Source organism: Nocardia vinacea (genome assembly GCF_035920345.1).
In the GTDB taxonomy this organism is placed as follows: domain Bacteria; phylum Actinomycetota; class Actinomycetes; order Mycobacteriales; family Mycobacteriaceae; genus Nocardia; species Nocardia vinacea_A.
In genome coordinates this window covers 2,555,673-2,579,814 of the sequence record NZ_CP109149.1, presented here as the reverse complement: position 1 = coordinate 2,579,814, position 24,142 = coordinate 2,555,673, and the positions used below count along the sequence as shown (strand labels likewise).

Annotated in this window: 27 protein-coding genes; 20 read left to right on the top strand and 7 right to left on the bottom strand. The window is 64.6% G+C overall.

Annotated features, from left to right (window positions below; translation table 11 throughout):
* Positions 1 to 89: 89 nt before the first annotated feature.
* Together OIE68_RS12165 and OIE68_RS12160 are read left to right on the top strand one after the other, a co-directional pair.
* Positions 90 to 503: a nuclear transport factor 2 family protein gene (locus tag OIE68_RS12165; protein WP_327099485.1), complete on the top strand. Its 414-nt coding sequence runs from the start codon at positions 90 to 92 to the stop codon at positions 501 to 503.
* The gene (locus OIE68_RS12160; RefSeq protein ID WP_327099484.1) at positions 500 to 1,048 is read left to right on the top strand and encodes a nuclear transport factor 2 family protein; all 549 of its coding nucleotides are present in this window, start codon (positions 500 to 502) and stop codon (positions 1,046 to 1,048) included. The genes OIE68_RS12165 and OIE68_RS12160 overlap by 4 nt, the downstream gene beginning before the upstream one ends.
* Before the next feature lie 16 nt (positions 1,049 to 1,064).
* Here OIE68_RS12160 and OIE68_RS12155 read toward each other — a convergent pair whose 3' ends face one another.
* Positions 1,065 to 1,931, bottom strand: coding sequence for a helix-turn-helix domain-containing protein (locus tag OIE68_RS12155; protein WP_327099483.1), 867 nt, complete (start codon positions 1,929 to 1,931; stop codon positions 1,065 to 1,067).
* A gap of 121 nt (positions 1,932 to 2,052) precedes the next feature.
* Between OIE68_RS12155 and OIE68_RS12150 the strand changes: the two genes are divergently transcribed.
* From OIE68_RS12150 to OIE68_RS12085, 14 genes are all read left to right on the top strand, one after another.
* Positions 2,053 to 2,487, top strand: a complete 435-nt coding sequence (locus OIE68_RS12150) for a nuclear transport factor 2 family protein (protein ID WP_327099482.1) — start codon at positions 2,053 to 2,055, stop codon at positions 2,485 to 2,487.
* Between the two features lie 8 nt (positions 2,488 to 2,495).
* On the top strand, positions 2,496 to 3,371 hold the full coding sequence (locus OIE68_RS12145; protein WP_327099481.1) for an ABC transporter permease: 876 nt from the start codon (positions 2,496 to 2,498) through the stop codon (positions 3,369 to 3,371).
* A complete protein-coding gene (locus tag OIE68_RS12140; protein WP_040701565.1) occupies positions 3,371 to 4,225 on the top strand; it encodes an ABC transporter permease in 855 nt (284 codons plus the stop codon). The genes OIE68_RS12145 and OIE68_RS12140 overlap by 1 nt, the downstream gene beginning before the upstream one ends.
* A 3-nt stretch (positions 4,226 to 4,228) precedes the next feature.
* Entirely contained in the window at positions 4,229 to 5,539 is a 1,311-nt protein-coding gene (locus OIE68_RS12135) for an MlaD family protein (RefSeq protein ID WP_327099480.1), read from the top strand.
* Positions 5,536 to 6,573: an MlaD family protein gene (locus tag OIE68_RS12130; RefSeq protein WP_327099479.1), complete on the top strand. Its 1,038-nt coding sequence runs from the start codon at positions 5,536 to 5,538 to the stop codon at positions 6,571 to 6,573. The genes OIE68_RS12135 and OIE68_RS12130 overlap by 4 nt, the downstream gene beginning before the upstream one ends.
* A 40-nt stretch (positions 6,574 to 6,613) precedes the next feature.
* Positions 6,614 to 7,633, top strand: coding sequence for an MCE family protein (locus OIE68_RS12125; RefSeq protein ID WP_327099478.1), 1,020 nt, complete (start codon positions 6,614 to 6,616; stop codon positions 7,631 to 7,633).
* Positions 7,630 to 8,745 (top strand): MCE family protein, encoded by a 1,116-nt coding sequence (locus OIE68_RS12120; RefSeq protein ID WP_327099477.1) that lies wholly within the window; start codon positions 7,630 to 7,632, stop codon positions 8,743 to 8,745. Before OIE68_RS12125 ends, OIE68_RS12120 begins: the two co-directional genes overlap by 4 nt.
* A 16-nt stretch (positions 8,746 to 8,761) precedes the next feature.
* Positions 8,762 to 9,883, top strand: coding sequence for an MlaD family protein (locus tag OIE68_RS12115; RefSeq protein WP_327099476.1), 1,122 nt, complete (start codon positions 8,762 to 8,764; stop codon positions 9,881 to 9,883).
* Positions 9,880 to 11,142, top strand: coding sequence for an MlaD family protein (locus OIE68_RS12110; RefSeq protein ID WP_327099475.1), 1,263 nt, complete (start codon positions 9,880 to 9,882; stop codon positions 11,140 to 11,142). Before OIE68_RS12115 ends, OIE68_RS12110 begins: the two co-directional genes overlap by 4 nt.
* A 38-nt stretch (positions 11,143 to 11,180) precedes the next feature.
* On the top strand, positions 11,181 to 11,921 hold the full coding sequence (locus tag OIE68_RS12105; RefSeq protein WP_327099474.1) for a hypothetical protein: 741 nt from the start codon (positions 11,181 to 11,183) through the stop codon (positions 11,919 to 11,921).
* Between the two features lie 139 nt (positions 11,922 to 12,060).
* On the top strand, positions 12,061 to 13,191 hold the full coding sequence (locus tag OIE68_RS12100) for a cytochrome P450 (protein ID WP_419150767.1): 1,131 nt from the start codon (positions 12,061 to 12,063) through the stop codon (positions 13,189 to 13,191).
* Between the two features lie 32 nt (positions 13,192 to 13,223).
* On the top strand, positions 13,224 to 14,060 hold the full coding sequence (locus tag OIE68_RS12095; RefSeq protein WP_327099472.1) for a mycofactocin-coupled SDR family oxidoreductase: 837 nt from the start codon (positions 13,224 to 13,226) through the stop codon (positions 14,058 to 14,060).
* Positions 14,061 to 14,074: 14 nt separating this feature from the next.
* A complete protein-coding gene (locus OIE68_RS12090) occupies positions 14,075 to 15,076 on the top strand; it encodes an NAD-dependent epimerase/dehydratase family protein (RefSeq protein ID WP_327099471.1) in 1,002 nt (333 codons plus the stop codon).
* Positions 15,077 to 15,104: 28 nt separating this feature from the next.
* A complete protein-coding gene (locus OIE68_RS12085; protein WP_327099470.1) occupies positions 15,105 to 16,109 on the top strand; it encodes a LacI family DNA-binding transcriptional regulator in 1,005 nt (334 codons plus the stop codon).
* A gap of 780 nt (positions 16,110 to 16,889) precedes the next feature.
* Here the strand turns inward: OIE68_RS12085 and OIE68_RS12080 are convergent.
* Positions 16,890 to 17,249, bottom strand: a complete 360-nt coding sequence (locus tag OIE68_RS12080) for a hypothetical protein (RefSeq protein ID WP_327099469.1) — start codon at positions 17,247 to 17,249, stop codon at positions 16,890 to 16,892.
* Between the two features lie 346 nt (positions 17,250 to 17,595).
* On the bottom strand, positions 17,596 to 18,327 hold the full coding sequence (locus OIE68_RS12075; RefSeq protein WP_327099468.1) for an SDR family NAD(P)-dependent oxidoreductase: 732 nt from the start codon (positions 18,325 to 18,327) through the stop codon (positions 17,596 to 17,598).
* Positions 18,328 to 18,578: 251 nt separating this feature from the next.
* Here OIE68_RS12075 and OIE68_RS12070 point away from each other — a divergent pair, with 251 nt between their 5' ends.
* The gene (locus tag OIE68_RS12070) at positions 18,579 to 18,914 is read left to right on the top strand and encodes a helix-turn-helix domain-containing protein (protein ID WP_327101647.1); all 336 of its coding nucleotides are present in this window, start codon (positions 18,579 to 18,581) and stop codon (positions 18,912 to 18,914) included.
* A gap of 25 nt (positions 18,915 to 18,939) precedes the next feature.
* Here OIE68_RS12070 and OIE68_RS12065 read toward each other — a convergent pair whose 3' ends face one another.
* Positions 18,940 to 19,665, bottom strand: coding sequence for an SDR family oxidoreductase (locus OIE68_RS12065; RefSeq protein ID WP_327099467.1), 726 nt, complete (start codon positions 19,663 to 19,665; stop codon positions 18,940 to 18,942).
* A gap of 91 nt (positions 19,666 to 19,756) precedes the next feature.
* Here OIE68_RS12065 and OIE68_RS12060 point away from each other — a divergent pair, with 91 nt between their 5' ends.
* Positions 19,757 to 20,176, top strand: a complete 420-nt coding sequence (locus tag OIE68_RS12060) for a MarR family transcriptional regulator (protein WP_327099466.1) — start codon at positions 19,757 to 19,759, stop codon at positions 20,174 to 20,176.
* A gap of 127 nt (positions 20,177 to 20,303) precedes the next feature.
* Here OIE68_RS12060 and OIE68_RS12055 read toward each other — a convergent pair whose 3' ends face one another.
* From OIE68_RS12055 to OIE68_RS12045, 3 genes are read right to left on the bottom strand one after another with little or no spacing between them, the layout of a single operon-like run.
* Positions 20,304 to 21,527 carry a hypothetical protein gene (locus OIE68_RS12055; RefSeq protein ID WP_327099465.1) on the bottom strand — a complete coding sequence of 408 codons (1,224 nt, stop codon included), beginning with the start codon at positions 21,525 to 21,527 and terminating at the stop codon, positions 20,304 to 20,306.
* Entirely contained in the window at positions 21,524 to 22,636 is a 1,113-nt protein-coding gene (locus OIE68_RS12050; RefSeq protein ID WP_327099464.1) for a HesA/MoeB/ThiF family protein, read from the bottom strand. Before OIE68_RS12050 ends, OIE68_RS12055 begins: the two co-directional genes overlap by 4 nt.
* A gap of 15 nt (positions 22,637 to 22,651) precedes the next feature.
* Positions 22,652 to 22,774, bottom strand: a complete 123-nt coding sequence (locus tag OIE68_RS12045; RefSeq protein ID WP_327099463.1) for a hypothetical protein — start codon at positions 22,772 to 22,774, stop codon at positions 22,652 to 22,654.
* Positions 22,775 to 23,304: 530 nt separating this feature from the next.
* Here OIE68_RS12045 and OIE68_RS12040 point away from each other — a divergent pair.
* Positions 23,305 to 23,727: a phage holin family protein gene (locus OIE68_RS12040; protein ID WP_327099462.1), complete on the top strand. Its 423-nt coding sequence runs from the start codon at positions 23,305 to 23,307 to the stop codon at positions 23,725 to 23,727.
* Between the two features lie 2 nt (positions 23,728 to 23,729).
* Positions 23,730 to 24,125: a DUF3618 domain-containing protein gene (locus OIE68_RS12035; RefSeq protein ID WP_327099461.1), complete on the top strand. Its 396-nt coding sequence runs from the start codon at positions 23,730 to 23,732 to the stop codon at positions 24,123 to 24,125.
* The last annotated feature ends 17 nt before the right edge of the window (positions 24,126 to 24,142 follow it).

Below are 24,142 nucleotides of genomic sequence, written 5' to 3'. Positions count from 1 at the left end.
ATAATGATCGTTGCATGCTCTGCCGCTGGAATTTCTTCACGACGGTGCCGCAGTCGCGATCGTCGACAACAGGAAGAGTAGGAACAGCGGTGGATCCGGACATACTGCAGGCGATCAATGCGATCGAGTCGCTGAAGGCGCGTTATTTCCGCAGTCTCGATACCAAGGACTGGGCGGCATTCGGCTCCGTCCTCGCTGATGACATCGATGTGGACACGACGGCGCTGGGTGGTACCCGTGTCACGGGTGCGTCGAACTACGTGGCTGCGCTGCAACGCGATTACGGCGACGGGGTGACGGTCCATCATGGGCACATGCCCGAAATCGCGATCACCGCCGCGGGCGCGGCGACCGGAACATGGGCGGTGCAGGTGCTGCTGGTCAAGACGGACGGCAAACGCTTCCTGGCATTCGGCCACCACAACGACACCTACGGCATTCGTAACGGCCGATGGGTGATCACGGGCATCAAATCGATTCGCCTACAGGCGGACCAGTCATGACCTATACGCGGCGAGCCTTCATGATCGGGACCGGGGCGGCCGCCTTCGGTCTGGCTGCAGCGGTGTCGGCACGTGTATCTGCGGACCCGGGTGATGCGGCGCCGCTGGACCCTGCGGCCGCGGTAGCGGCCGTTGCCGCGATCAAGCAGGTCAAGGCGCGCTATTTCCGGGCGGTGGATACCAAGGACTGGGATCTGCTGAAGCAGCAGGTGATGCCCGATGTCGTGATCGACACGACCGGCTCGGCCGGAATCGTCACGGTCGGCGATGATGCCTTCATCACCTATCTGAAGCTGACCATCGGTGCTGCCCAGACCGTCCACCAGGGGCATATGCCCGAAATCGAGGTGCAGTCACCGAGTGCCGCGACCGGGGTGTGGGCGTTGCAGGATCTGCTGATTTTTCCCGGCAACGTACGAGTCATCGGATTCGGGCACTACCACGAAACCTACGCATTCGACGGTGACCGCTGGCGCATCAAAAGCTCCAAACTCACCCGCCTCTACCTCGATCCGCTCGCGGAGGAGAAACTGTTCGGCATGTGAGGACCGCGTCGCCCGGTCAGACCTCGGACCGGGCGACGCCGGTGATCGCGGTCGTTATCCGGACCAGGTGTTGGCCGATGGTCTCGGTCTGTTCCGGCGGGAGTTCGCCGAGGGGGTGGACCGAGAGCAACAGCGCCGCGTGTCCTTGTGGGTCGAGTACCGGCGCGGTGATGGCGGATACCGGGTGGGGCTGGGCGGAGGTGACGTCGGGAAACCCGAGCGTGGTGAATTCCACGCGTAGCTGGTCGAGAGTCTCCTGGATGTTCGATGGGAGTGCGATCGTGCCGGTGTCGAGCGTGCCGATGAGGCTCGCGGCTTGTCCGATAGCGGGTGAGGTGTAGTCCACATCGAATCCGCGGCCGCGAATCCTGTTCAGCGCCTCGTTCAGGCGCTCGGCGATCGCCGTATTCGTCGACGCAGCCCGCTGGATCCAGGCGCGGCGTTCCTCGGCGATGTCCCAGGCCGCGAACACGGCGCCGAACGGCGGCGCGTAGGGGATGCGATCACCGGGCCATGGTCGCTCGCCGCCTTCGAAAGCGGTGATCACCAACGAGTCGGCGACCTTCTCGGTTACCGATGCGGCATAACCGAATTCGGCCGTAAGGCGGCCCGCGGCGGCCCGCGCGGCCTCGACGAACGGGCGCGTATTCACCGCCGCTGCCACGACGGCGAGCCCGGGTCCGAGCGCGTAGGCCTTCCCGGCCGGATCGCGGGTGACCCACCCGCGATCGCACAGGGTCTTCAAGATGGCATGCGTGGTGGCCAGGGTCATATCCAACTCGCGCGCGATGTCGCTGTAGCGGAGCCGCACGTTGCCGCGACGTGCCAGCAACTCCACGACATCTACGACACGTGCGGTCGGTGCAGATATAGCACCACGCATCTTGACTCCCTTCCCGCTCTGCCCTACGGTCTAACCATCGAATATCTGATAGAGATTATCGAATATTCGATAACAGTACCTGAGGGTGACTCGCGAAGCAAACCGAGGGAAAACACGATCCATGGCTACACCGGACATTCTCATCACGATCCACGAACTGACGCAGGCAAAAGCGCGTTATTGCCTGGCCGTCGACACCCAGGACTGGGCAGCCCTCACCGACTTGATGACCCCGGACGTCGAACTGGACGTCAGCCACAGCAACACCGGCGTCCCCGTCATTACCGGGCGAGACAACGCCGTCGCGATGATCCGCACCGCGCTTACCGGTGCCCGCACCGCCCACCAGGTCCACACGCCGCTGATCGACGCCGACGGCGACGAGGCCCGCGTCGTCTGGGCCATGCAGGACCGCGTCGTATGGAACAACGGGACGGCACTGACCGGATACGGGCACTACCACGAACGCTGGGTACGACGCCACGATGACTGGAAACTCGCCTCGCTCACCTTGACCCGGCTGATCACCGAAGAGTCCGGCACCACTGAGAGATAGAGGCATTCATGATGGCACGGGCAAAGATGCCGGTGACTTCGGGGGGGATCGCCGAGCGGTCGGCGATCCGTGAGATCGAGCTGTGGGCACGCGGATATCTGCGCCGTCATCCCGGTGCGTCCCTGGAGACCGTCGGCGGGCAGGTCGTCCTGGCCGTGCGGGCGATCCAGTACCTGTTCGTCGACATCGTCACGGGCAAGTTCCCGTTCCGTGAATTCGTGCTCCAGGCGGTGTTCATGGCCAAGACCTCCTACGTGCCGACCATTGCCGTGGCGATCCCGATCAGCGCGACGATGTCGATCCTGTTCGGGCTGCTGGCCGGTCAGGTCGGGGCGAGTTCGCTGGCTGGTGCCGCGGGGGGCCTGGCGGTGATCCGGCAGGCGGCGCCGATGGTTACGGCCATTCTGTTGGCCGCGGCCGTCGGATCCGCCATCTGCGCGGACCTCGGAGCGCGCACGATCCGCGAAGAGATCGACGCGATGGAGGTCATGGGCGTCTCGCCACTGCGGATGCTGGTGGTGCCCCGCTTGGCCGCAGGCATCGTGGTTGCGCTCGGGCTGACGGTTCTGAGCTCCTTCGTCGGATTTCTGGCCGGATACCTATTCAACGTCTATGTCCAGGGCGGCACCTCGGGAAGCTATCTGGCTACGTTCTCCTCTTTCGCCAGGATCGGCGACCTCTATCTGGCGATGGCGAAGGCCGTGGTGTTCGCCGTCATCGTCACCGTTGTCGCCTGTGAAAAAGGCCTGAGCACCAAGGGTGGTCCAGGAGGCGTCGCGAACTCCGTCAACGCCGCCGTCGTCGCCTCCATCATCATGCTCATGCTGGTGAATGCGGGATTCACCGAGTTGTACACCATCCTGTTTCCGAGGACGACGCTCTGATGGCGTCGCGTTACTATCCGCCAGGAATCCGGCCGGTCGTAGTAGCCGGGACCACGATGGCGGTTCCGGTCATGCGGCTGGGGTACATGGTCACCTTCTTCGGCCGTGTGCTGGGCGGTATTCCGGTGGTGCTGCGGCACTATCGCACGGAGTTCCTGCGCATTCTGTCGAATGTGACGTGGGGAAACGGCTCCATCGTCGTGGGCGGCGGAACCGGGCAGGTCGTTCTCGTGCTCGGTGCCGCAGCGGGGGCGATCGTCGCCATCGAGGGCTTCAGCGCACTGAAACTGCTGGGCATGGCACCGGCTACCGGGATGATCGCCTCGACGGCGGTAACCCGCGAACTGGCGCCCATCATGTCCTCGATCGCCTTCGCCGCGCAGGCGGGCTGCCGCTTCACCGCGCAGCTGGGATCCATGCGCATCGCGGAGGAGGTCGACGCTCTCGATTCGATAGCGATCCGCCCGATACCGTATCTGGTCACGACGAGGATGCTGGCCTCGATAGTGGCGATGATTCCGCTGTACCTGGCCTGCCTCGCGTCCAGCTACCTGGCCGTCGAAATCGTTGTCGGTCTGTCCGGCGGCCAGTCACCGGGTACCTACGAACACTATTTCCGCCTGGTGCTCAGCGGCACCGACATTATCTATTCGCTGTCGAAGGCTGTCGTCTTCGTCATCATTACCACGACGATCCAGTGCTATTTCGGTTTCTACGCCTCGGGCGGCCCGCAAGGGGTCGGCGTGGCGGCCGGGCGTGCGATGCGCGCGAGCATCACCGCGATGATCTTCGTGAATCTGCTGATGACGATGACGCTGTGGGGCTTCGACGCCGGCGCGAGAATCAGTGGGTAAAAGATGTCGATTGCGTTCGAATCCGACGGCAAGGTCCTGCCCGACTGGCAGCTGCTTCTGCGCGGGATTGCCTTGCTCCTGGTCGTCACCACGGCCGCGGTCCTGATGATCGCCAGATCGCAAGGCGTATTCCGGCAGACCGTTCGCGTCACAGCGGTGTTGGTCAATGTGGGTGACGGCCTGCCGGTGAAATCGGATGTGAAATATCAGGGCATTCTGGTCGGTCAGGTCGACAGTGTGACGCCGTCCAGCGAGGGCGGCCCGAATTACGTGCAGATCGATCTGAAACCCGAATATGTGCGGGGGATTCCGGCGACGGTGACCGCACGTGTGGTGCCGAGCAACGTATTCGCGGTGCCGTCGGTCCAGCTGGTCTACCAGGGCGGCGGTGCACCGCTTGCCGCGGGCGCGCACATTCCCGAGGACCAGAGCCTGGATACGGTCCGGCTGCAGACATCCTTGACTGCGCTGAGCCGAATCGTCGCCGCCGCAGGGCGTTCGGAATCGGATCCGGCGCTCGGGCTCCTGGCCGTCGTCGAACGCGCCACCAGCGGCCGCGGCGCCGAGGCAATTCGGGCCGGTGCCGAACTGACCCGTATCGCGGAGGCGTTCAATGCGGCGATGGCTCCCGACGGTACCGCTTCGACACTCGGTGCACTTTCGGATGCTCTTGCTGGACTTCGCAACTCGGCGCCCGACCTGATGAGCGCGGTGCACAACGCGGTGGGGCCGATGCGTGCGGTGGCAGAGCGCCGAGACCAGCTGGCGACCTTGCTGACGGGCGGTCTGTCCACCTCCGAAACGATCGGCACGGCATTGGAGAACAACACGGCGACGATCACCGATATGACCGCGAAGCTGTCCCCGGTGGTCGGCACTATCGCCGTGGGGAGTCGTAATTTCGTCCAGATGACCACTTCGCAGACCCGGCTGGCCCGGACGTTCCTCGGGCTGTGGGACACCGCGGATCAGAACGTCACTGCCAAGGTCATCGTCGAGCTGACGCCGCATCGGCAGTACACACGCGCCGATTGCCCGCGCTACGGCGATCTCGAGGGGCCGAGTTGCCGCACGGCCCCGGTCGGGGGGCCCACCATCATCGGCCCGAATGCGGCTGCAGCACCGGCGAATTATTCGTCTCCGATCGGGGGAAATGTGGGTCCGATCGGTAGCAGTCAAGAGCAGCAGCAGATCGCATCGATTCTCGGCGGCGGGCCCAATACCGCGGCCGACATCCTGTTCGGCCCCTTACTCAGGGGCAACGACGTGAAGCTCACCCCGGCACCGGATGCCCCGACAGGAGAGCCGCGATGAGCTACCGCAAACCGTTGCTCGGCCTGATCTTGTTCCTGGTGGTCTCGGTCGGGCTGACCTGGATGATGTATGTGACGCTGTCACGTGACGTCAGCGGGCAGACCGACACGTACTCCGCGATCTTCACCGACGTATCGGGACTGCATGCGCGCGACGACGTGCGCATGGCCGGGGTGCGAGTCGGCCGAGTAAAAGCCGTCGAACTCGAGGGCACCCGCGCGAAGGTGACCTTCGAGGTCCAGCGCGGCCAGGTGTTGTACGGCAACACGGCAGCGTCGGTCACTTATCAGAATCTCATCGGGCAGCGCTATATCGGACTGTCGCTGCGGGAATTCGGTGATCCGAAGGTGTTACCGACAGGCGGGCAGATCCCGGTCGAGCACACCGAGCCGTCGTTCGATATTTCGAAGCTGCTCAACGGATTCGAGCCACTGTTCAGCGTGCTCGATCCGCAACAGGTCGACAACATCAGTGCGGCGGTGGTGCGGGCACTGCAGGGAGACGATGGTGCGATCACCACCTTGATCGCCGAAACCGCCTCGCTCGCACAGGCATTCGCGGGGCCGGACCAGGTGCTGGGTCAGGTGATCGACAATCTCGGTGCGGTACTGGGTGATATGTCCAAGCAGAGCGGCAACCTGAAGACGGTGCTGCAGCAGACGCGCAGGATCTTCGATGCGCTGGACCAGCAGCGTGATGTGCTGTTCGAGCAGGTCGATTCGATCTCCGGGGTGCTGGGCCGCGCCGCGGAAGTAGTGCGCGGTGCCAGTCCCTCGATCAATGCGTTCGTCGATCGGCAACCGGGATTCGCCCAGCACTTCATGGACAACAAGCAGAAGTTCGCCGAGCTGGGTTTCAATTTGCCGTTCCTGCTGAAGGGAATGGCCCGCGTTACCGACAACGGCGCCTATGTGGACGCCTACCCCTGCGATGTACAGGCGAGCATGCTGCCCGGATTCGATCCGCTGCTCGGGGCGATTCTCGGGGCGAGCAACCCCGGCGGCAAAGTCGAGAACTCGGCGATCTGCAGGTGAGGCAGCGATGATACGACGACTGAAAACAGTATGGCAGCGGATGCGCCACCGCCCGCTCGAGGACCGCAGCAGACTGGGAATCGGCCTGGTCGCGGTCACCGTGGTCGCGGTGGTCGTCGGGGTGACGGTATTCGTGAATTCACTGCACCTCGGTGAGCAGACCTACCGGGCCGACTTCGCGCAGGCCGCAGGTGTCGGCTCCGGCGATGCGGTGACCCTCGCCGGTATCCAGGTCGGCACCGTGACCGGGACGCGGCTGGCCGGGGACCACGTGGTGGTGACCATGAAGCTGCGCCGCGGCCTACCACTGGGATCCGATACCGGGGCCGCCATCAAACTGACGACGCTGCTCGGGTCGCGCTATGTGGAACTCCGTCCCGCCGGGTCGGGGCATCTGCGCGGCAATTCGATCGCGCTGTCTCGCACCGAGGTGCCCTACGACCTGCAAACCGCTCTGCAGAATGCCACTACGACCTTCAGCAGCATCGATGCCGATCGGGTCGCGCAGACGATGAATACCTTGTCCGAGCAACTGCGCGGTACACCTGCGTTGATGCCCGAAATCCTCGGCAACATCAGGTCGCTGTCCTCGGTGATCGCCGATCGGCGCACCCAGATCGGTTCGCTGCTCAATGGCACCGCTCAGGTGCTCGACGTGCTGCACGAGCAGCAGGCGGACCTGGCGGCCATGGTCGGTCAGGGCCGAAATGTATTGGAGCAGATTATTTCTCGGCGGCAGGCCATCGAAGCACTGCTGAACGCCGCTACCACTCTGGTCCAACAGCTGAAGCCCATCGCGGTGGACGACGGGCCGGAAATCCAGCAACTGATCACCGATCTGACGCAGATGACGGCAATGATCGCCGGGCACGACGACCTGTTGCGCAACATCCTGCAGATCCTGCCGGTGCCGTGGCGGTTGTTCGCGAACGCATCGGGGTCCGGCCAGGAACTGGCGGCCAATGCGCCCGACGGCGCCTTCATCGATTCCTTCATGTGCGCACTGAGCGGATACGCGAAACAAGTGAACCAGCAACCGTACTTCCAGGACTGCAAATGAATAGCGTGATCCGAGGAGTGAAGCTGGCGACCGTCGCCCTCATCGGCGCCGTGGTCGCCGGATGTTCCAGCGGCCCGCTCGGCGGGCTGACCGATACCTCCATCACGGTTACCGCGCAGTTCGCGAATGCGAATGGCTTGTACACCGGCAACGCCGTCTCGGTGCTCGGTATGCGGGTCGGCAAAGTCGTCGACATCCAGGCGCGGGCGACGCACGTCGACGTCACCATGGATATCGACAAATGGGTCAAGATTCCGGCCGATGCCCAGGCGGTTGTCGTGTCGGACTCCGTGCTGACCGACCGGCACATAGAACTCACTCCGGTATATCGCGACGGTCCGGCGCTGGCCGACCACACTGTCCTGACCACCGATCGAACCAGGACCCCGGTGGAATTCGACAGCCTGCTCGCGATGGCCGACAAACTGTCCACCTCGCTGGGTGGGGACGGCAAAGGCCAGGGACCGGTCGGTGGTCTGCTCGACGTCGGCTCGCAGATCGTGGCCGACAACGGGAACAATCTGCGCGATGCGATGAGCGAACTGTCGCGCGCAATGCAGCTCGGCCCGGACAACGGGGCCGCGACCCGTGCCGCGGTTACCTCGGTCGTACAGAATCTCGATGCCTTGACCGCGGCCGCGGCCCGCAATGATCAGGCATTGCGCGAATTCGGTTCCGGTGTGCGGACGCTCAGCGATATTCTCGCCGACCAGCACCTGGGAGCCGGGGACACCGGGGCCAAACTGAATCAGATCATCATCGCGATGACCGATGTGCTGCAGCGTAATCAAGGCAATCTGCGGGCGCTGGCTTCGAATTCGAACACGATCACCAAATCCATGGCCGACTACAACGACAATCTGGCGGAATTTCTCGACGTCTTTCCGCTGGTGACCGACAACGCATATAACGCTATCGACCAGAATATCGGCGCGCTGCGCGCCACGGTCGATTTGAACAGGTTCTTCCTCGACGGCCAGATGCTGAAGACGGTTTGCAACCTGTTGGGGCTGAAGGAGCTCGGCTGTGCGACCGGAACCGCGCGTGATATGGGTCCCGACTTCGGTATCGGCCAGATGCTCGCGGTCATGGCCGGCGCACCGCCGAAATAGCAGGGATGACTCGATTATGACGAAATTCGGTTCGCGACAACGCCTTCTCCGCATGACCGCGGTGGTGGCGGTGTCGGCCGCTGCCTGCTCGGCCACCGCGTGTTCGGTGACCCTGGACAAGCTCCCATTACCGGCGCCGGGCATCGGCGGCGACAGCTATTCCTTGACGGCCACCTTCGCCAACGCGCTCAACCTGCCCGCCAAAGCGAAGGTCCGGCTCAACGGCGCCGATATCGGTGAGGTCCAGTCGATGCAGGCCGCGAACTACACGGCCGTGGTCGTGATGCGGATCAAATCCGACGTGCGGTTGCCCGCGGGGACCACCGCCGAATTGCGTTCGGCCACACCGATGGGTGACGTGTTCGTCGCACTTACCCCGCCCGCCGAGCCGGATCCTGCGGCTCCCGATCTGGGCGACGGCGCGCGAATTCCGCTGAAGTCGACGTCGGCTGCGGCGACCATCGAGGAAGTGCTCACCAGAGCGGCCTTGTTCGTCAACGGTGGTGCCATCGAGAACTTCACCAGCTTGGCCAACAGCCTCGGCGCTGCCGTCGGCGGTCGCGGTGACCGCCTGGCCGAGATGATCGAGCAGACCAGGGAATTGGTGAAGAACCTCTCGGCACGGTCCGACCGGATCCGCGAAATCCTGGCGGCGACCGGCGATCTGAGCGCGACGATCGCGACGCAGCGCGCCGACGTCAGCGACGTTCTCGCCGCGGCCGGACCGGCTCTGCAGGTCATCGGCGATAACACCCGCGGCATCATCGATCTGGTCGGGCAGGTGAACCGGATCACCCAGCAGATTGCCCGGTACCCCTCGGTGAACGGCACGAACGACCGCAGCTTGCTGGAATCGGTCAATCTGCTGGCCGACGGCATGAACACCGCAGCAAACAATCCCGACGCAAACCTCGACGCACTCATCGGGCTTATCCCGCTGATCATGAAAGTGACGAGTGCGTCGTCGGCGCACGTGAATGTCGATGTCGCCCGGCTCGCGATCGGCGCGTTGCCGGATCCGAATACTCCGGCCGATTCCGGCGCCAGAATGCCGGACGCGTCCGATTGGGTGAACTTCATCGGGTCGCTGGAATACACCCTCAACCGCTTGCGAGAAAAAGTCGAGCCAGGCCGATGAAAACAGCCGTAATTTTGGAACCACCCGCGCGGGCGCTGGTGTACACGGTGCGGCAAATGTCGCGCCACCGCCTGCTGACCTCGTGCATCGGCCTACTGCTCGTTCTGGTCCTCGGGCTCGGGTACCTGCTGTTGGGCTCCCTGCAACTCGATCCGTTCCGGTCGCAATACCAGGTACGGGTCGAACTGGCCCAATCCGGCGGCCTGCTGCCCGGTCAGGACGTCACGCTGCGCGGCGTCCGGGTTGGCCGCGTGCGGTCGGTGGGCGTTGACGGCGAGAAGGTCGTCGCCGTTGCCGACCTCCGCTCCGGTGTGCGGATCCCACGTACCGGCGAGGTTCGGGTTGCCTCGTTGTCGGCGGCTGGCGAACAATATCTGGACTTCCTGCCCGCATCCGAGAACGGGCCGTATCTGGCCGACGGCGACGTCGTCGCCAAAGAGCGGACGTCCACACCGGTCACGTTGGCCACCATGCTCGCCAGCATGAGCGGAACGCTGGCGCAGCTGGATCCGGCCCAGATCGAGGCGATAGTGCGCGAACTCGGCGCGAGTTCGGCAGCACCCGAGAAACTGGCCGCCATCGTCGACGGCGGTATGTTCCTACTCTCTACCTTGGATTCGGTTCTGCCGCAGACGGTTTCGCTGCTGCACAACAGTAAGTCAGTGCTCTTCACGCTGCGCGACGCCGCTCCGGGGCTGGAGGCGACCGCCGCCGACCTGGCACAGACGATGGCCGGGGTCGGATCGATGACCGGCGGTTACCAGACCCTGGTCGACAACACACCGGCCGCGCTTACCGCGGTGGACAAGATCATCGCCGACAACTCGCCGACCATGGTGCAGCTGCTGGGCAACCTGGCCACCACCTCACAGATGGCCTACGTACACGTGCCGGCGCTGCAAGAATTCTTCTTCCCACAGCAGCGCACCGGCTCGACGCTCGATGCCATCATCTCGGCCCTGCACGACGGCGGGGTGTGGGCCGTTGCGAGTGTCTACCCGAAGTATGCGTGCGACTACGACCTGCCGCGCCTACCAGGCACCATTCCGGATTCCCCGGAACCCTACCTGCACGCCCGGTGTACGAATACCGATCCGTCGCTGATGCCACGTGGCGCGGCGAACGCGCCCCGGCCGCCCGGCGACAACACGGCCACCATCCCACCCGGCGTGGATCCGCAGCAGCGCGCGGACCCGACACCGACCGGGCCGTACTCCGTGCCACCGACGTACGGCGGCCCATTCGTGCAAGGGAGATAGCGCATCGGGGGAACGACGATTGTGAACAGGAGACAAGGATGAACAAGAGCTCGGTGATGGCAATGGACAAGGTCGACGACTCGGCCTCGGCCGACGGCGCGAGTGCGGTGTCCGACCCGGTGTCAGCCACGAATCCCGATGAGAGTCACGATGATTCGGCACCATCGACTGTCGGCGCGGAAGCGTCCGACGCCGGTGCGGACGCAACTGAAAACGCCGACGCCGCCGTCGTTGAGGACGGCGTGGTCGCGGTCGCGGACGCCACCGAGGGCACCGGGAAATCCGGCCGCTCGTGGCGCCGATTGCAGCCACGCCCGCTGACCGGGATCCTGATGCTGCTGGTCGTGGTATCGGTCATACTCGCGGCGGTGTTCGGCTGGAAACTCGAGACCCGCAACGATCGCCAAGCCGCGGGCGCGGCGGCTTTGGCGGCCGCTCAGGACTATGCGGTAGCCCTGACCAGCATCGACTCCTCGCATATCGACAGCGATTTCGCGACCGTCCTGAACGGGGCGACCGGGGAATTCAAGAGCATGTACAGCAAGTCGGCCGATCAGCTCAAACCGATGCTGTTGCAGGCCAAGTCGGTCAGCAAGGGACATGTCGTCGCCGCGAGCGTGCAGTCCGCTGCCGAGGACCACGCCGTGATCATGCTGTTCGTCGACGCCGAAATCACCAACGTGACCAACCCGACGCCACGCATCGATCGCAACCGCATCTTGATGACCATGGACCGCGTCGACGGTCGCTGGCTGACGAGCAAGGTCGAACTGCCGTAAAGCGGTCCGCCCCGCCATCCAACTAAAAAGTGCCATATCGAAATTCGAGCAGGAGGGGTGAATCTCCGTGACCACCAGTGCAATCAACGACATCTACTACGACCCTTACGATATCCAACTCAATGCCGATCCCTACCCGATGTTCAAGCGGCTCCGCGAAGAGCTGCCTGTCTATTACAACGAGCAGCACGACTTCTACGCGATCAGCCGGTGGGCCGATGTGAATGCGGCACTGCTCGATACGGGTACCTATAGTTCCGCCCGCGGAGCCATCCTCGAACTGATCAAGGCCGGAATCGAGATGCCGCCGGGAATTCTGATCTTCGAGGATCCGCCGGTCCACGACATTCACCGAAAGCTCTTGTCGCGCATGTTCACTCCGCGCAAGATCCGGGAACTCGAGGACAAGATTCGCCAATTCTGTGTCCGCAGCCTCGATCCATTGGTCGGCACCGGTCGGCTGGATTTCATCGCCGATATCGGCGCGCAGATGCCGATGCGCACGATCGGCATGCTGCTCGGCATTCCCGAGGAGGATCAGGAAGCGATCCGAGACTTCGCGAACGATCAGATGCGGACGGAGGAAGGCCAGCCGATGAAGGCTGCCTCGGAGGGGCTTGCCACCGGCGAAATCTTCTCCGCGTATATCGATTGGCGTGCCGAGCACCCGTCCGACGACATCATGACCGAGCTGCTCAACGTGGAGTTCGAGGACGAGAACGGAGTCGTGCGGCGACTGACCCGCGATGAATTGCTGATCTACGTGAACGTGGTTGCCGGTGCCGGTAATGAGACCACGACGAGGCTGATCGGTTGGGCGGGCAAGGTTCTCGCCGAACATCCTGACCAACGGCGTGAACTGGTCGAGAACCCGCGGCTCATTCCGAACGCGGTCGAGGAACTGCTCCGGTTCGAGCCCCCCGCGCCACACGTCGCGCGTTATGTGACTCGGGATGTCGAACTGCACGGCCGGACGGTTCCGGAGGGCAGCGTCATGATGATGCTCATCGGGGCGGCGAACCGCGACCACCGGCAATTCCCAGCGGACGGCGATGTTTTCGACATCCATCGGGACACCCGCCAACACCTGACCTTCAGCGTGGGCACGCACTACTGCATGGGGTCGGCGCTGGCTCGGTTGGAGGGGCGGATCGCGCTGGAGGAGATCTTGGCGCGGTTCCCCGAGTGGGAGGTCGACATGGCCAGCGCCAAGTTGTCGCCCACCTCGACCGTCCGCGGTTGGGAAACGTTGCCCGCCTTCACATCTTGACCGACGAATCAACACAACGAATAGAGGTAATCATGACCGGACGGGTCGAAGGAAAGGTCGCATTCATCACCGGCGCGGCGCGCGGCCAGGGTCGCAGCCACGCCGTGCGGCTGGCGCAGGAGGGCGCCGACATCATTGCCATCGACGTCTGCAAACAGCTGGATAGGGTGCCCTTTCCGATGCCGACGCCGGAAGACTTGGCGACCACGGCCGATCTCGTCAAGGCCGAAGGCCGGCGCGTCGTCACCGCCGAGGTCGACGTGCGTGACTACGCGGCGCTGAAGGCGGCGGTGGATAGTGGCGTCGAGCAGCTGGGCCGACTCGACATCATCATCGCGAACGCGGGCCTCGCCAACCAAGGTGGTCAGCTGGTCGATCTCGAGGAAGACCTCTGGGAGGACATGATCGGAGTGAACCTCGGTGGGGTGTGGAAGAGCGTGAAAGCTGCTGTGCCGCATATGATCGCGGCTGGCCGTGGCGGCTCGATCATCCTCACCAGCTCGGTCGGCGGTCTCAAGGCGTACCCGCAGGTCGGGCACTACGTCGCGGCCAAGCACGGTGTGGTCGGCCTCATGCGAACCTTCGCCGTCGAGTTGGGCCAGCATATGATCCGGGTCAATTCGGTGCATCCCACGCACGTCAACACAGACATGCTCTTGAACGAGGGAACTTTCAAGCTGTTCCGCCCCGACCTGGAGAATCCGGGCCCGAAGGATCTCGAGCCGATCTGCCAGATGTTCCACACCCTGCCGGTGCCGTGGGTGGAGCCGAGCGACATCAGCAATGCGGTGCTCTACCTGGCCTCCGACGAATCCCGCTACGTGACCGGCGTACCTTTGCCGATCGACGCGGGCAGCATGCTGAAGTAGGTATGTCGGCGGCTATGACACAGTCGAAGAAGCTGGTCATCGGGGCCAGCGGTTTCCTGGGCAGCCACGTCACCCGTCGGTTGGCGGCAGATGGCGCGGACGTACGGGTGATGCTGCGCCCCTCCAGTTCGACGTTGGGGATCGATGACCTCGATGTCGAACGCGTTTACGGTGACGTCTTCGACGACGTCGCACTGCGCTCGGCGATGAGGGGGTGTGACGTCGTCTACTACTGTGTCGTGGACGCGCGGATGTGGTTACGCGATCCGGCGCCCCTGTTCCGCACCAATGTCGAAGGCTTACGGCATGTGCTGGACGCCGCGGTCGCGGCCGGTCCGGACAAATTCGTCTTCACAAGTACCGCCGGAACGCTGGCCATCAGCAACCAGCGCCCGGTCACCGAGGACGACCCGCACAATTGGGACGATGGCGGTCCGTACATCGCGGCCAGAGTCGCGGCTGAGGATCTCGTGATGCGCTACGTCAGGGAGAAGTCTCTTCCGGCAGTGGCCATGTGCATCTCCACGACCTATGGCCCCGGCGACTGGGGGCCGACACCGCACGGTTCGGTGATCGCCCGGGTTGCCGCCGGGCGGTTCCCGTTCTATCTCGACTTCTCCTCGGAGGTGGTCGGCATCGAGGACGCCGCGCGTGCGATGGTCCTCGCGGGCACCCATGGCAGTCCCGGCGAGCGGTACATCATTTCCGACCGCTACATGAGCAGCCGCGAGGTCCACGAGATCGCCGCTGCTGCTGTGGGAGCCCGCGCACCGCGCATCGGCTTGCCCCTGGGACTGCTCTACTTCGCTGCCCGCGGCAACGACCTCGCCGCCCGTCTGTTGAACCGCGATCTCCCATTCGCCACAGTCGGGTTGCGTATGGCCGAGTTGATGTCGCCGCTCGACCACGGCAAGGCCGAGCGCGAACTCGGCTGGAAGCCCGAGCCGGTGGAGAATTCGATCCGCCGCGCTGCGGAGTTCTTCGAGCACCGCCGACGGGGATGGCGAACGGCATGAACGGTGCACGGCGTGCCATCATGAGGCCATGGCCGCTCGTGAGGGTGACGCGTCGAGCGTCGAGGACAGGACTGCGCGGCCTACGAATGCCGATGTCGCGCGGCTGGCGAAGGTATCGACCGCGACGGTCAGCTATGTCCTGAACAATGCCGAGGGCAAGCGGATTTCGGCGCGAACCCGGGAAGCGGTCTACGCCGCCGCCGAACAGTTGGGGTATCGGCCGAATGTCGCCGCGCGGAATCTGGCGCGCGGTAAGGGGGGCGTGGTGCTGTATGTGGTGCCGAGGGTGGCGGTCGGTGACATGCCGATCGAGGCCGGTAACCGGATGACCACCGAACTCGCCCGCCACGGGTTGTTGCAGGTGCAGATCTTCCAGACCGAGGACGATCAGCAGGTCGTCGACGCCATCGGCAATCTCGATCCGACGGCGGTCGTCAGCATGTTTCCGCTGAGCAGTCCCGTACGCAACGCGGTGCGCGCGGCGAAGGTGCCGCATATCGAGATCGGGCTGCTGCCCGCGCTCGGGGACCCGCTGCTGTCGGTCGGCACGTTGCGGGTCGGGCATCTGGTCTCGCGTGGGCACCGCAAGATCGCCTTCGCCTATACCGGAATCGCGAAATGGCGTGCCCTGGGCGACTATTGGTTCGAGGGCGTCGCGCAAGCGGCACGCCTGCACGATTTGCCGTCCATCAGCGTCGGCGAGGTCACTCCGGACAATGTCGCGGCTGTGGTGGTCGGGTGGGCGCGCGACGGGGTGACCGCTGTCTGTGCGCAGAGCGACGAGATCGCGGGCCTGGTGTTGTTCGGCATCCACGAAGCCGGACTCCGCTGCCCCGACGACCTCGCTGTCATCGGCGTGGACGCAAACCCCATGGGAGCGTTCAGTTCACCGCCCTTGACCACCGTGGAGTTCGATCCCACCGCGGTCGCCACCGCCGCGATCGCGGCAGTCCTCACCGAACTGGGGTATCCGGTGCCATCGGCTCCTGAGCCCACGGACATCGCCCGGCTCGTCGTGCGCGCCTCGACCTGAACCGCGCGCTCGAAGCATCGTCTACCGGAAGTTCTCGCGGCACGACGTCCGCTTCGATGCAGCCGCTGGACATCGGATGGTTAAGCGCTTAATCTATAAGTGACGGTCGGTTGGTGAGGCCGGCCGTCCCCGATCGAGCAAAGTCGCAGACGCGCGAGGGGTGATACCCGCGGTGCAGTCGGTGTTGGACGAGATCCGTGAATGTCCGGGAGCGGCGAGGTGATTCCGATCATCGATCCCGTCCAGAGGAGCAGATCACCGAGTTCACCGATGGGGGAGCCGAGGCTGTAGGGCCGCTGCCGCGGCCGAGTGCCCCGGTTCTCCGGGCGGCATCTCGCTCACCGCTGAATGACTTTCACCAATTACCCCCGAAACCGATAGTAATTGGCGGAGCACGCGGATGTCGCCACCATATTTCTGGTGGTGCGCGAAACCGATTCTTCGGGCACCCGCCGACGTCGTAGATGACTGGTTGCCGCGGGAGGGATTCTCTCGCCTCGAGAGCTCGCCGAGGCGGCCATCACGACGATCGACTGTGCCGTGTCCAGGTGGCCCCCTAGAAGGATGTCGTCCAGCGAGCAAACGTTTGCGTCGGAAATGCTGCTCACCGATATTACCGTCGATTGATCGGTCCGCGTGAGTGGAGAAATAGGCGGTCGAACAGCGTGCGCCCGCAGGTTCGGCATCGCTCGTACTCGAGTGAAGCAGGGGGCATGCACCCGGAATTCGATGGTCGAGTACAGCGGGAATAAGAGATTTATTCCTCGCCGAGCACCGATTTCATCGGTTGGTGTCAGTGGTGATGTGCTCGAAAAGACCCGCATGGATACGACTGCGCACTCCCATGGCCCACGGCTCATCGACCTCGTCGACATCGACGGCGGCCACATTGTTGAGCAGCATGCCGAAGGCGAGGAACGATTTCGCCGTCACCGGGTCGAGGCCCGTCGTATCGGCAACCGTGGCCCACATGTGCGAGAGCCGCGCCCGCACAAGATCACGAACTTCGCTGTCACCGCAGGCGGCAAACCCTTGTAGCTGCAACAACAGGGCGGTGCGGTCCGCCAGCGACTCGTAGTACTGCGCCCCCATCAGCGTCAGCGCGTCAAGGCCTCGGGCGTCCTCGGCGGCTCGCGACATGCCGTCGCTGAAACGATCGAAGGCTGCGCTACCGCGCTGGTATGGGGTCTGGCTGTTCGTCGACTGGCTCGAGTTCAGTGGAGCCGAGTTGGACCCCAGCGATTCGAAGCAGGTAGCGGCCACGGCCGCGGTCGAACTCGAAGCCAGTCGACGAGACCCGTACCGCCGACTCAGCCGCGTCTTTCACCTCGTGGGGCGCAAAGGAACGAGCTGACGGGGCAACGGCAGGCAAGCCCCGGGGCCCGGTCGTCGCGGCAATCCGATACGGGCACTTCGTGATTCAGGCCGCCCGGCTACGCCGGAACCTACGCCTCGGGATTCCCGGCCGAGTCGATACTGCATCGGATTACCCTGCGATGGTTTGCGGGGCAAGGGATTCGGGATAGATCTGCTCGATGCGGTCGCGTTTGGTGTACATGTCCCAGTAGTGCTCGGCGAGGTCGTCCGGGTCGACAACGGGGAAGGCCGCAAGCGAGTCCGAATCGGCCACCACCGCGGTGGCCGCCTCACTGCGGGCGATCATCGCCCCGATGGAAAGGGTGCCGGCGTAGACGCCGGTGTCGGCGAGCTCACCGCTGAGGGAGTACAGGTAGTTGCGGGCGGCGGACATCACCGGGCCGACACCGCTGAGATGGGGCATCGGCTGCGCCGCCGAATAGCCGTGGGTCAGCAGGAAGGCGCCGTCGCCGCGCTCGGTCCATTCCGGTAGCACGGCGCGGACCACCTCCACCGGGGTGAGCAGCAGCAGTGGGATCAGCCCTTGCAGGGTGGTCGCGTCGAGCTGGGCGGCCGGGGTGAAGCCCTGCTCACCGCCGATCGGCCCGTATTCGATTACATCGATGCGGCCGAAGCGGGCGCGTATGGCCGCGACCAGTGCGGGCACCTCGGCGGGCTCGGACAGATCGGCGGAGAAGGCGGCCGCCTCGATGCCTTTACCGGCGACCTGCTCGACCAGCGCGTCCAGGCGGTCCTTGCGGCGCGCCACGAGGGCGACGCGGAAGCCTTCGCGCCCGAAGCGGTGGGCGACGGACACACCGAGACCGGTACCGGCTCCGAAGATGGCAATCACTTTGGACATAGGGCTACTCCTTTGAATGGGCCAGGCGAGGGCGAGTGGTCAGGCGTTGGTGGGGTCGCCCAGATCTCTATCCTCATGACGCAACTCCAATTCCTACTGTTTGTGCGTAACGCCATAATGGGCCAGTATTGGAGGCCGTACAAAAGGCACATCGATGTCTGTGCCGGAGAGGAATGTGCGCCATGGAGGTCACGGCCCGATCAAGCGTTGCCGCGGGCCGCGGGCCGTGCGCCGGCATCCCCGCCGAGCGGATGGAGTTCATTCGGCAGGTACTGGACCGTGTCGGGGACAAGTGGAGCATGCTGGTGATCGCCGTCCTGGACGCCGGGCCCCGGCGCTATACCGACCTACAGCACGACGTTTCCGGCATATCCCAGCGGATGCTGACCCTCACATTGCGTCAGCTGCAGCAGGACGGACTCGTGACCAGAACCGCCTATGCCGAGGTGCCGCCGCGCGTGGAATACGCCCTCACGCCACTCAGTCGCAGCCTTCTCGAGATCGTCACGTCCCTGATCGCCTGGGCCTCCGACCACCACGACGAGATCCGGGACAACCGGGCCCGCGCCACCGCAGCCGCGTCCTGACCGCTGGGGCGGACAAAATTGCCGCTCAGAAGAGTCCGCCGCCGGCATGCAGGGACTGGCCGGTGATCCAGCGGGCGTCGGGGGAGGCGAGGAAGGCGACGATATCGGCGATATCGTCGGGCTCGCCGATTCGGCCGAGTGGGGTCTGATTGATGATCTGTTCGGTGAGTGCCGAACTGCGCGCCGCGGCGAGTGCCTCGGTGCGGACAGCGCCTGGCAACACGTTGTTGACGGTGATGCCACGCGGCCCGAGTTCCTTGGCCAGTACGCGGGCGAGCGTTTCGCTGGCGGCCTTGGTGGCGGCGTAGATTCCGGAACCCGGTCGGGAGGTTGCGGTCACGCCGGAGGATACGACGACGATCCGTCCGCCGTCGCGCAGTCGGTTGGCGGCCGTGCGCAACGCGAGGAACGTGGCCTTCGTATTGATGGTGAACATCAGGTCGAACTCGTCGTCGGTCGCCTCGGCGATGGGGCTGAAGGTGGCGGTGCCGACATTGTTCACCAGAATGTCCAGCCCGCCGAAGTGCTGCTCGGCGGTTTCGAACAGTCCGGTCAGTTGCGCCGGATCCGCCACGTCCGCCTGCGCGGCGATCGCTTGCCCGCCGCTGGCTTCGATAGTGGCCACGACCTGTTCTGCCGCGGATCGGTCCGAGTGGTAGTTAACGACAACGGCCGCGCCGTCGGCCCCGAGCCGCTCGGCGATGGCGCGGCCGATCCCGCGTGAGCTTCCGGTGACGAGCGCGACCGGCATGCCTGCCTCCAATAGATGACAATATCGATAGTTGACAGCATCGACTAATTCGTTCGAGGTTGTCAACTGTCGATCATCTAAACTATTGGCCATGACCTCGGAGGATCCGGACCTGGCCGCCGCTTTCGCCGCGCTGTATCGCGAGGTGGGCGTGCTGTACGGTGTCATTTCGCGCCGGTTCGGACTGACCGTGCAACAGGTCGAACTGCTGTGCCTGCTATCCGGCCGCCGACCATCTTTCGGTGAGCTGGCGGGATTGCTCGGCTGCGACAAGACGAATGTGACGGGCATGGTGGATCGATTGGCGCGACGCGGTTTCGTCGCTCGGGAGACCGATCCCGATGATCGCCGCATCACCCGGGCCGTCCTGACCGAACAGGGCGCCACGATCCGCGAGGACTTCCGGTCCGCCCTGGCGGTGGAACTGGGTGCCCGAGTACCCCGCGCCAACCGCGCGAGGCTCATCGCTCTGATCACGGATTCGGTGACCGCACTCGCCGAGAGCCGCTGAATCTGCTGAAGTTCAGGCGGGTGTGTGCCCCTGGATGACAGGTTCGCCGTTCCTGGATCGCTAATGGCCCTCGGTGATGCGCTCGGGAGCCGGACTCTGGCGCGCGACGACGGCCGGGGGGCGCGTCCTACCGCCGCTTCGCACGCTGCCGTCGCCACCAGGTCACGCCCCATACGGCGTGGAGGGTGCCGAGGATGAGTAGCACGACCGCGCTGTCGAGGTTGGTCGCTACCGGATGGCTCGGTCCCAGTCTGTCGATGGCGCGGTAGATCAAGGTGAGATCGGCGGGGAGGGTGAAGGTCACCATCGCGGTCAGGCACAGCACGGTTCCGAGGACGAGGACGACGCTGTAGACGCGTACCGCGCGGCGTTCGTGCGATGGCAGGTGCAGGCTGGGATCTTCTGCCGCGCCGGATCGGCGAAAGATGGTACGTCGCAGCCGGTTTCCGAGATAGCGCGCATATGCGAGGCCGTCGCCGTACAGGTCGCGGCATGAGGTGAGGTCCTGCAGTACGAAATAGATGTCCGTGCGCATGAACACCATGAACTGAAACGGCAAGGGCAGCAATGCGATCACGATGATCGCGGCCAGAATCCGGTGCGGCGTCGTGGTCGGGGCGGTCGCAGCGGCGAATATCACGGCCACGGCCGCGGCCGAGAAGTTTGTCGACATACCGGCCAGATAGGCGGTGAGCCGATGCCGCCGTGGTGCGAGTTCGATTCCGCTGATATCGGTTTCGGCCACCAGGAACTGCAGGCGCGTACCCAGCTGGATGCGGGCGTGCACGCTGGTCGCCCGCGCGACGACGAAATGTGCCAGCTCGTGGACGAATACCAGCGACCAGCCCGCTGTGACGCTGAGCGCGAGCACGACGCTGCCTGCGGGACTCCAGAGCAGGTTATGGAAGCTCGGCAGCAGGTCGGGCCGTTCGACGAGTGTCGCGACTGCGGCAATCATGAGACAGGCGAACAGCGCTGGAAAGACCGGGCTCAGCGCGAACCGCGCATGCTCGGGGCGTATCCACGGAAACGATGCCGGTCGCGGCGGGGCGCACGGAACCGGCCGCCCGTCGACCTCGGCCACGAACTCCAGCTCTATCAGCGCCTCGACGAAGGACAGCACATCGAACTCGCGTCCCTCGGCGTCGGCCAGCCGTTCGGCTGCCTGTTCGATGGTTTGACCGGCTCGCAGCAGTTCCAGTGCGGTCACCCCCTCCTGCGGGAGGGCGACGAACTGTCGAGTCTCGAACCGGCCGACGATCCACTCGTCGCGATCGGGACGAGTCGCGAAGTCGTGCAGTCTGATTCGACTATCGGGTCGCGGGGTGACAGCCGTGTGTGCGTCGGTCACGGCGGGCTGCCGCAGGCCGGGCAGTCCGGCCGAGAGGTGATGCGGTCGGGCACGGACGCGTCCAGACTCACCAGATTCACATCATAGCGGAACCCTGGTTCGATCGATGGGGCACCGGTCAGCGTGGCAAGCGCGAAATGCGTGAGGAGCGTGCCGGTGAGGGTCGCCGATACGATGTTGACCGGATGCCAGGGCAGTTGTGGCGCAAGGCTTTCCAGCGTCGTCTCAGGAGGCAGCCGCATATCTGCCTGTTCGGCTTGGTGATCGTGCAGGCATTCCCAGCAGGCACTCTGCCCGGGGCCGTGCAGGCTGCCAGATGCGGTCGGGCCGTGGTAGCCGCCGACCACCCAGGGCACGCCAGCGGCCAGGCACGCCCGGTTGGCCCATCGGCGGATCGTGCGCGGCTGGTCAGCGCACAGGGCGAGTAGGTCGTATCCGGGTTCGAGCAGTTCAGCCAGGTCGGACTGCTCTGTTATCCGCCGCTGTTCGCCCGTGACCCGCACATCGGAGTTGAGCGCGCGCAACTGCTGGACCGCGGCCTCGACCTTTGATCTGCCGATATCGTTCTCCCGGAACAGGATCTGGCGATTGAGGTTGGAAAGCTCGACCACGTCGGCGTCGACGCAATGTAGCTGCCCGACACCGGAGGCGACCAGGCCCTGCGCGACGAGCCCGCCGACACCACCGACACCGATCAGCAGAACGCGGGCTCGGCGCAGTCGAACTTGCACGTCCCAAGCGCTGACCCGAGCCGTCCGGTCGATCCACCGAAAGAACGCCACACCGCGCGAATAGCGCTCCAGCTCCCGCTCCGACAATTCCACCGGCATCGGAGCATCGGCATCCTCCAGGAAGCCCGCGTCCGACAACTGTTGCATAGCGTCGGCCGCGGGCACTCCCGGATAAGCGGACAGCACCACGTCGACTATCTCGTCGGGCGACCTGGTGCCATCCAGTGCGCCGATCAGAACCCGCACCCAGCCATCCGGATCTTCGATTTCCACTCCGAGGCCGTGGACCGTGGCACCGATCCTGATATTGCCGTCGATCGTGACGTACCGACCGTGTTCCGGTTTCATCCGTGGCCGCAGCATCTGTTCAGCGCGCATCAGGAACATCGACTATTAGGTGGCGCCACTGCCACTGCCGTCGCTGGTGGTCTCCTTCTTGTCCAGCGGCCGGATCACAATGGCCGCGCGCTTCTCGGCCGTGGATTCAGCAGGTGCCTTCTGGCGCTCGTTCTTCATCGGAAATCCTTCCATCGAAAACCGGATGACGGAGTTGGTCACCGCTCATCGAACTGCTGCTCGTGGCTTCCTTCGTGTCGAGCAGACGGATCGTGATAGCAGCGGACCGGTCGACCGCCGGACGAACGGGGTCTTGTCGACTGCTTTCGCCATGACCACACTCCGTATCATCGGATACGTGCACACCCGAGAGGGGTGACTGACGATTCGATGGTTCGCCGCTCGGTGCGTGGCTGTCAATGACGGTAATCCCAAGGGTGGGAAGCGATTTCGGCGTATGGTGGCTGTGCGAGCTGCCGAAACGTCCGGGCCGTGATAGCCGCCGACCACCTCGCCGGGCGATCTGGTGCCGTGCTCTGCGGCGAGCCGATACCGGCACGGATCCGCGTTCGCGGTGGAACCATTATGGTGCCCGCGTCGGGCATCGTGGCCTCACCACTTGGACGATCTGGCCCTCGTGGGTTTGAAAGTCGCAAAGCGGGCCAACTCGGACATATCTGGAGCTGTTCCCCGAATAACTAGGAATCGCCATGACCGAAACACCCACCGGGTCGTATATCGAGACGTCGCCCACGGAGACACGGTCGGTTACCGCGCTCGTCAACGATGCGACCGAGCAAATGGCCCGCCTGATCCGGGACGAGATCAAGCTCGCCGAACTCGAAGTGCAAAGCAAAGGCAAACGGCTGGGGCGCGGCGCGGTTGTGACCGGTGCCGGGGCGCTCGCGGCATGCTACGGCGGCGCCGCCGTCATCGCGGCGGTGATCATCGCCCTCGCGGGTCCGCTGTCAGGCTGGTCTGCCGCGCTGATCGTCGGGGCGATACTGCTCCTCGTCGGCGCCGCCTTGGCCGTCATCGGCAAGAAGGACCTGCAAAAGGCGGTCCCGCCGATTCCGCAGGAGGCGATCACCGGCTTACAGCAAGACATCCATGCGATCAAGAGCGGAGGATAGCGATGAGTGATGAGAGCACCCCTTCAGTCGGATCGCCCGAGGCGGAACTGCTGCGCGCCGACCGCGACCTGGCCAGACAAGAGCTGGGACAGACCATGGCGGAACTGACCGGCAAGCTCGATGTGAAGGGCAGAGCCGAGGCAGAACTGCATCAGACCGTGGACAACGCCCGCGCGAAGGTGCATTATGCGGCGGAAACCGTGCGGGAGAAGCGTGAGAAAGCCAGCGCCGCAACGCAAGACCGCGCCGTCCAGTTCGCCGCCGTGACGCGCAGTCGCCCGGTGCCCGTCGCGGCCGCGGTGACCGCCGCGATCGCAGCCTTGGTGACCTGGTTCATACTGCGTGACCGTCGCAACCTGGGCAGAAAACGGCTACCGCGCCGACGTCGTAATCGGTAGTGACCTGCAAACCCGCA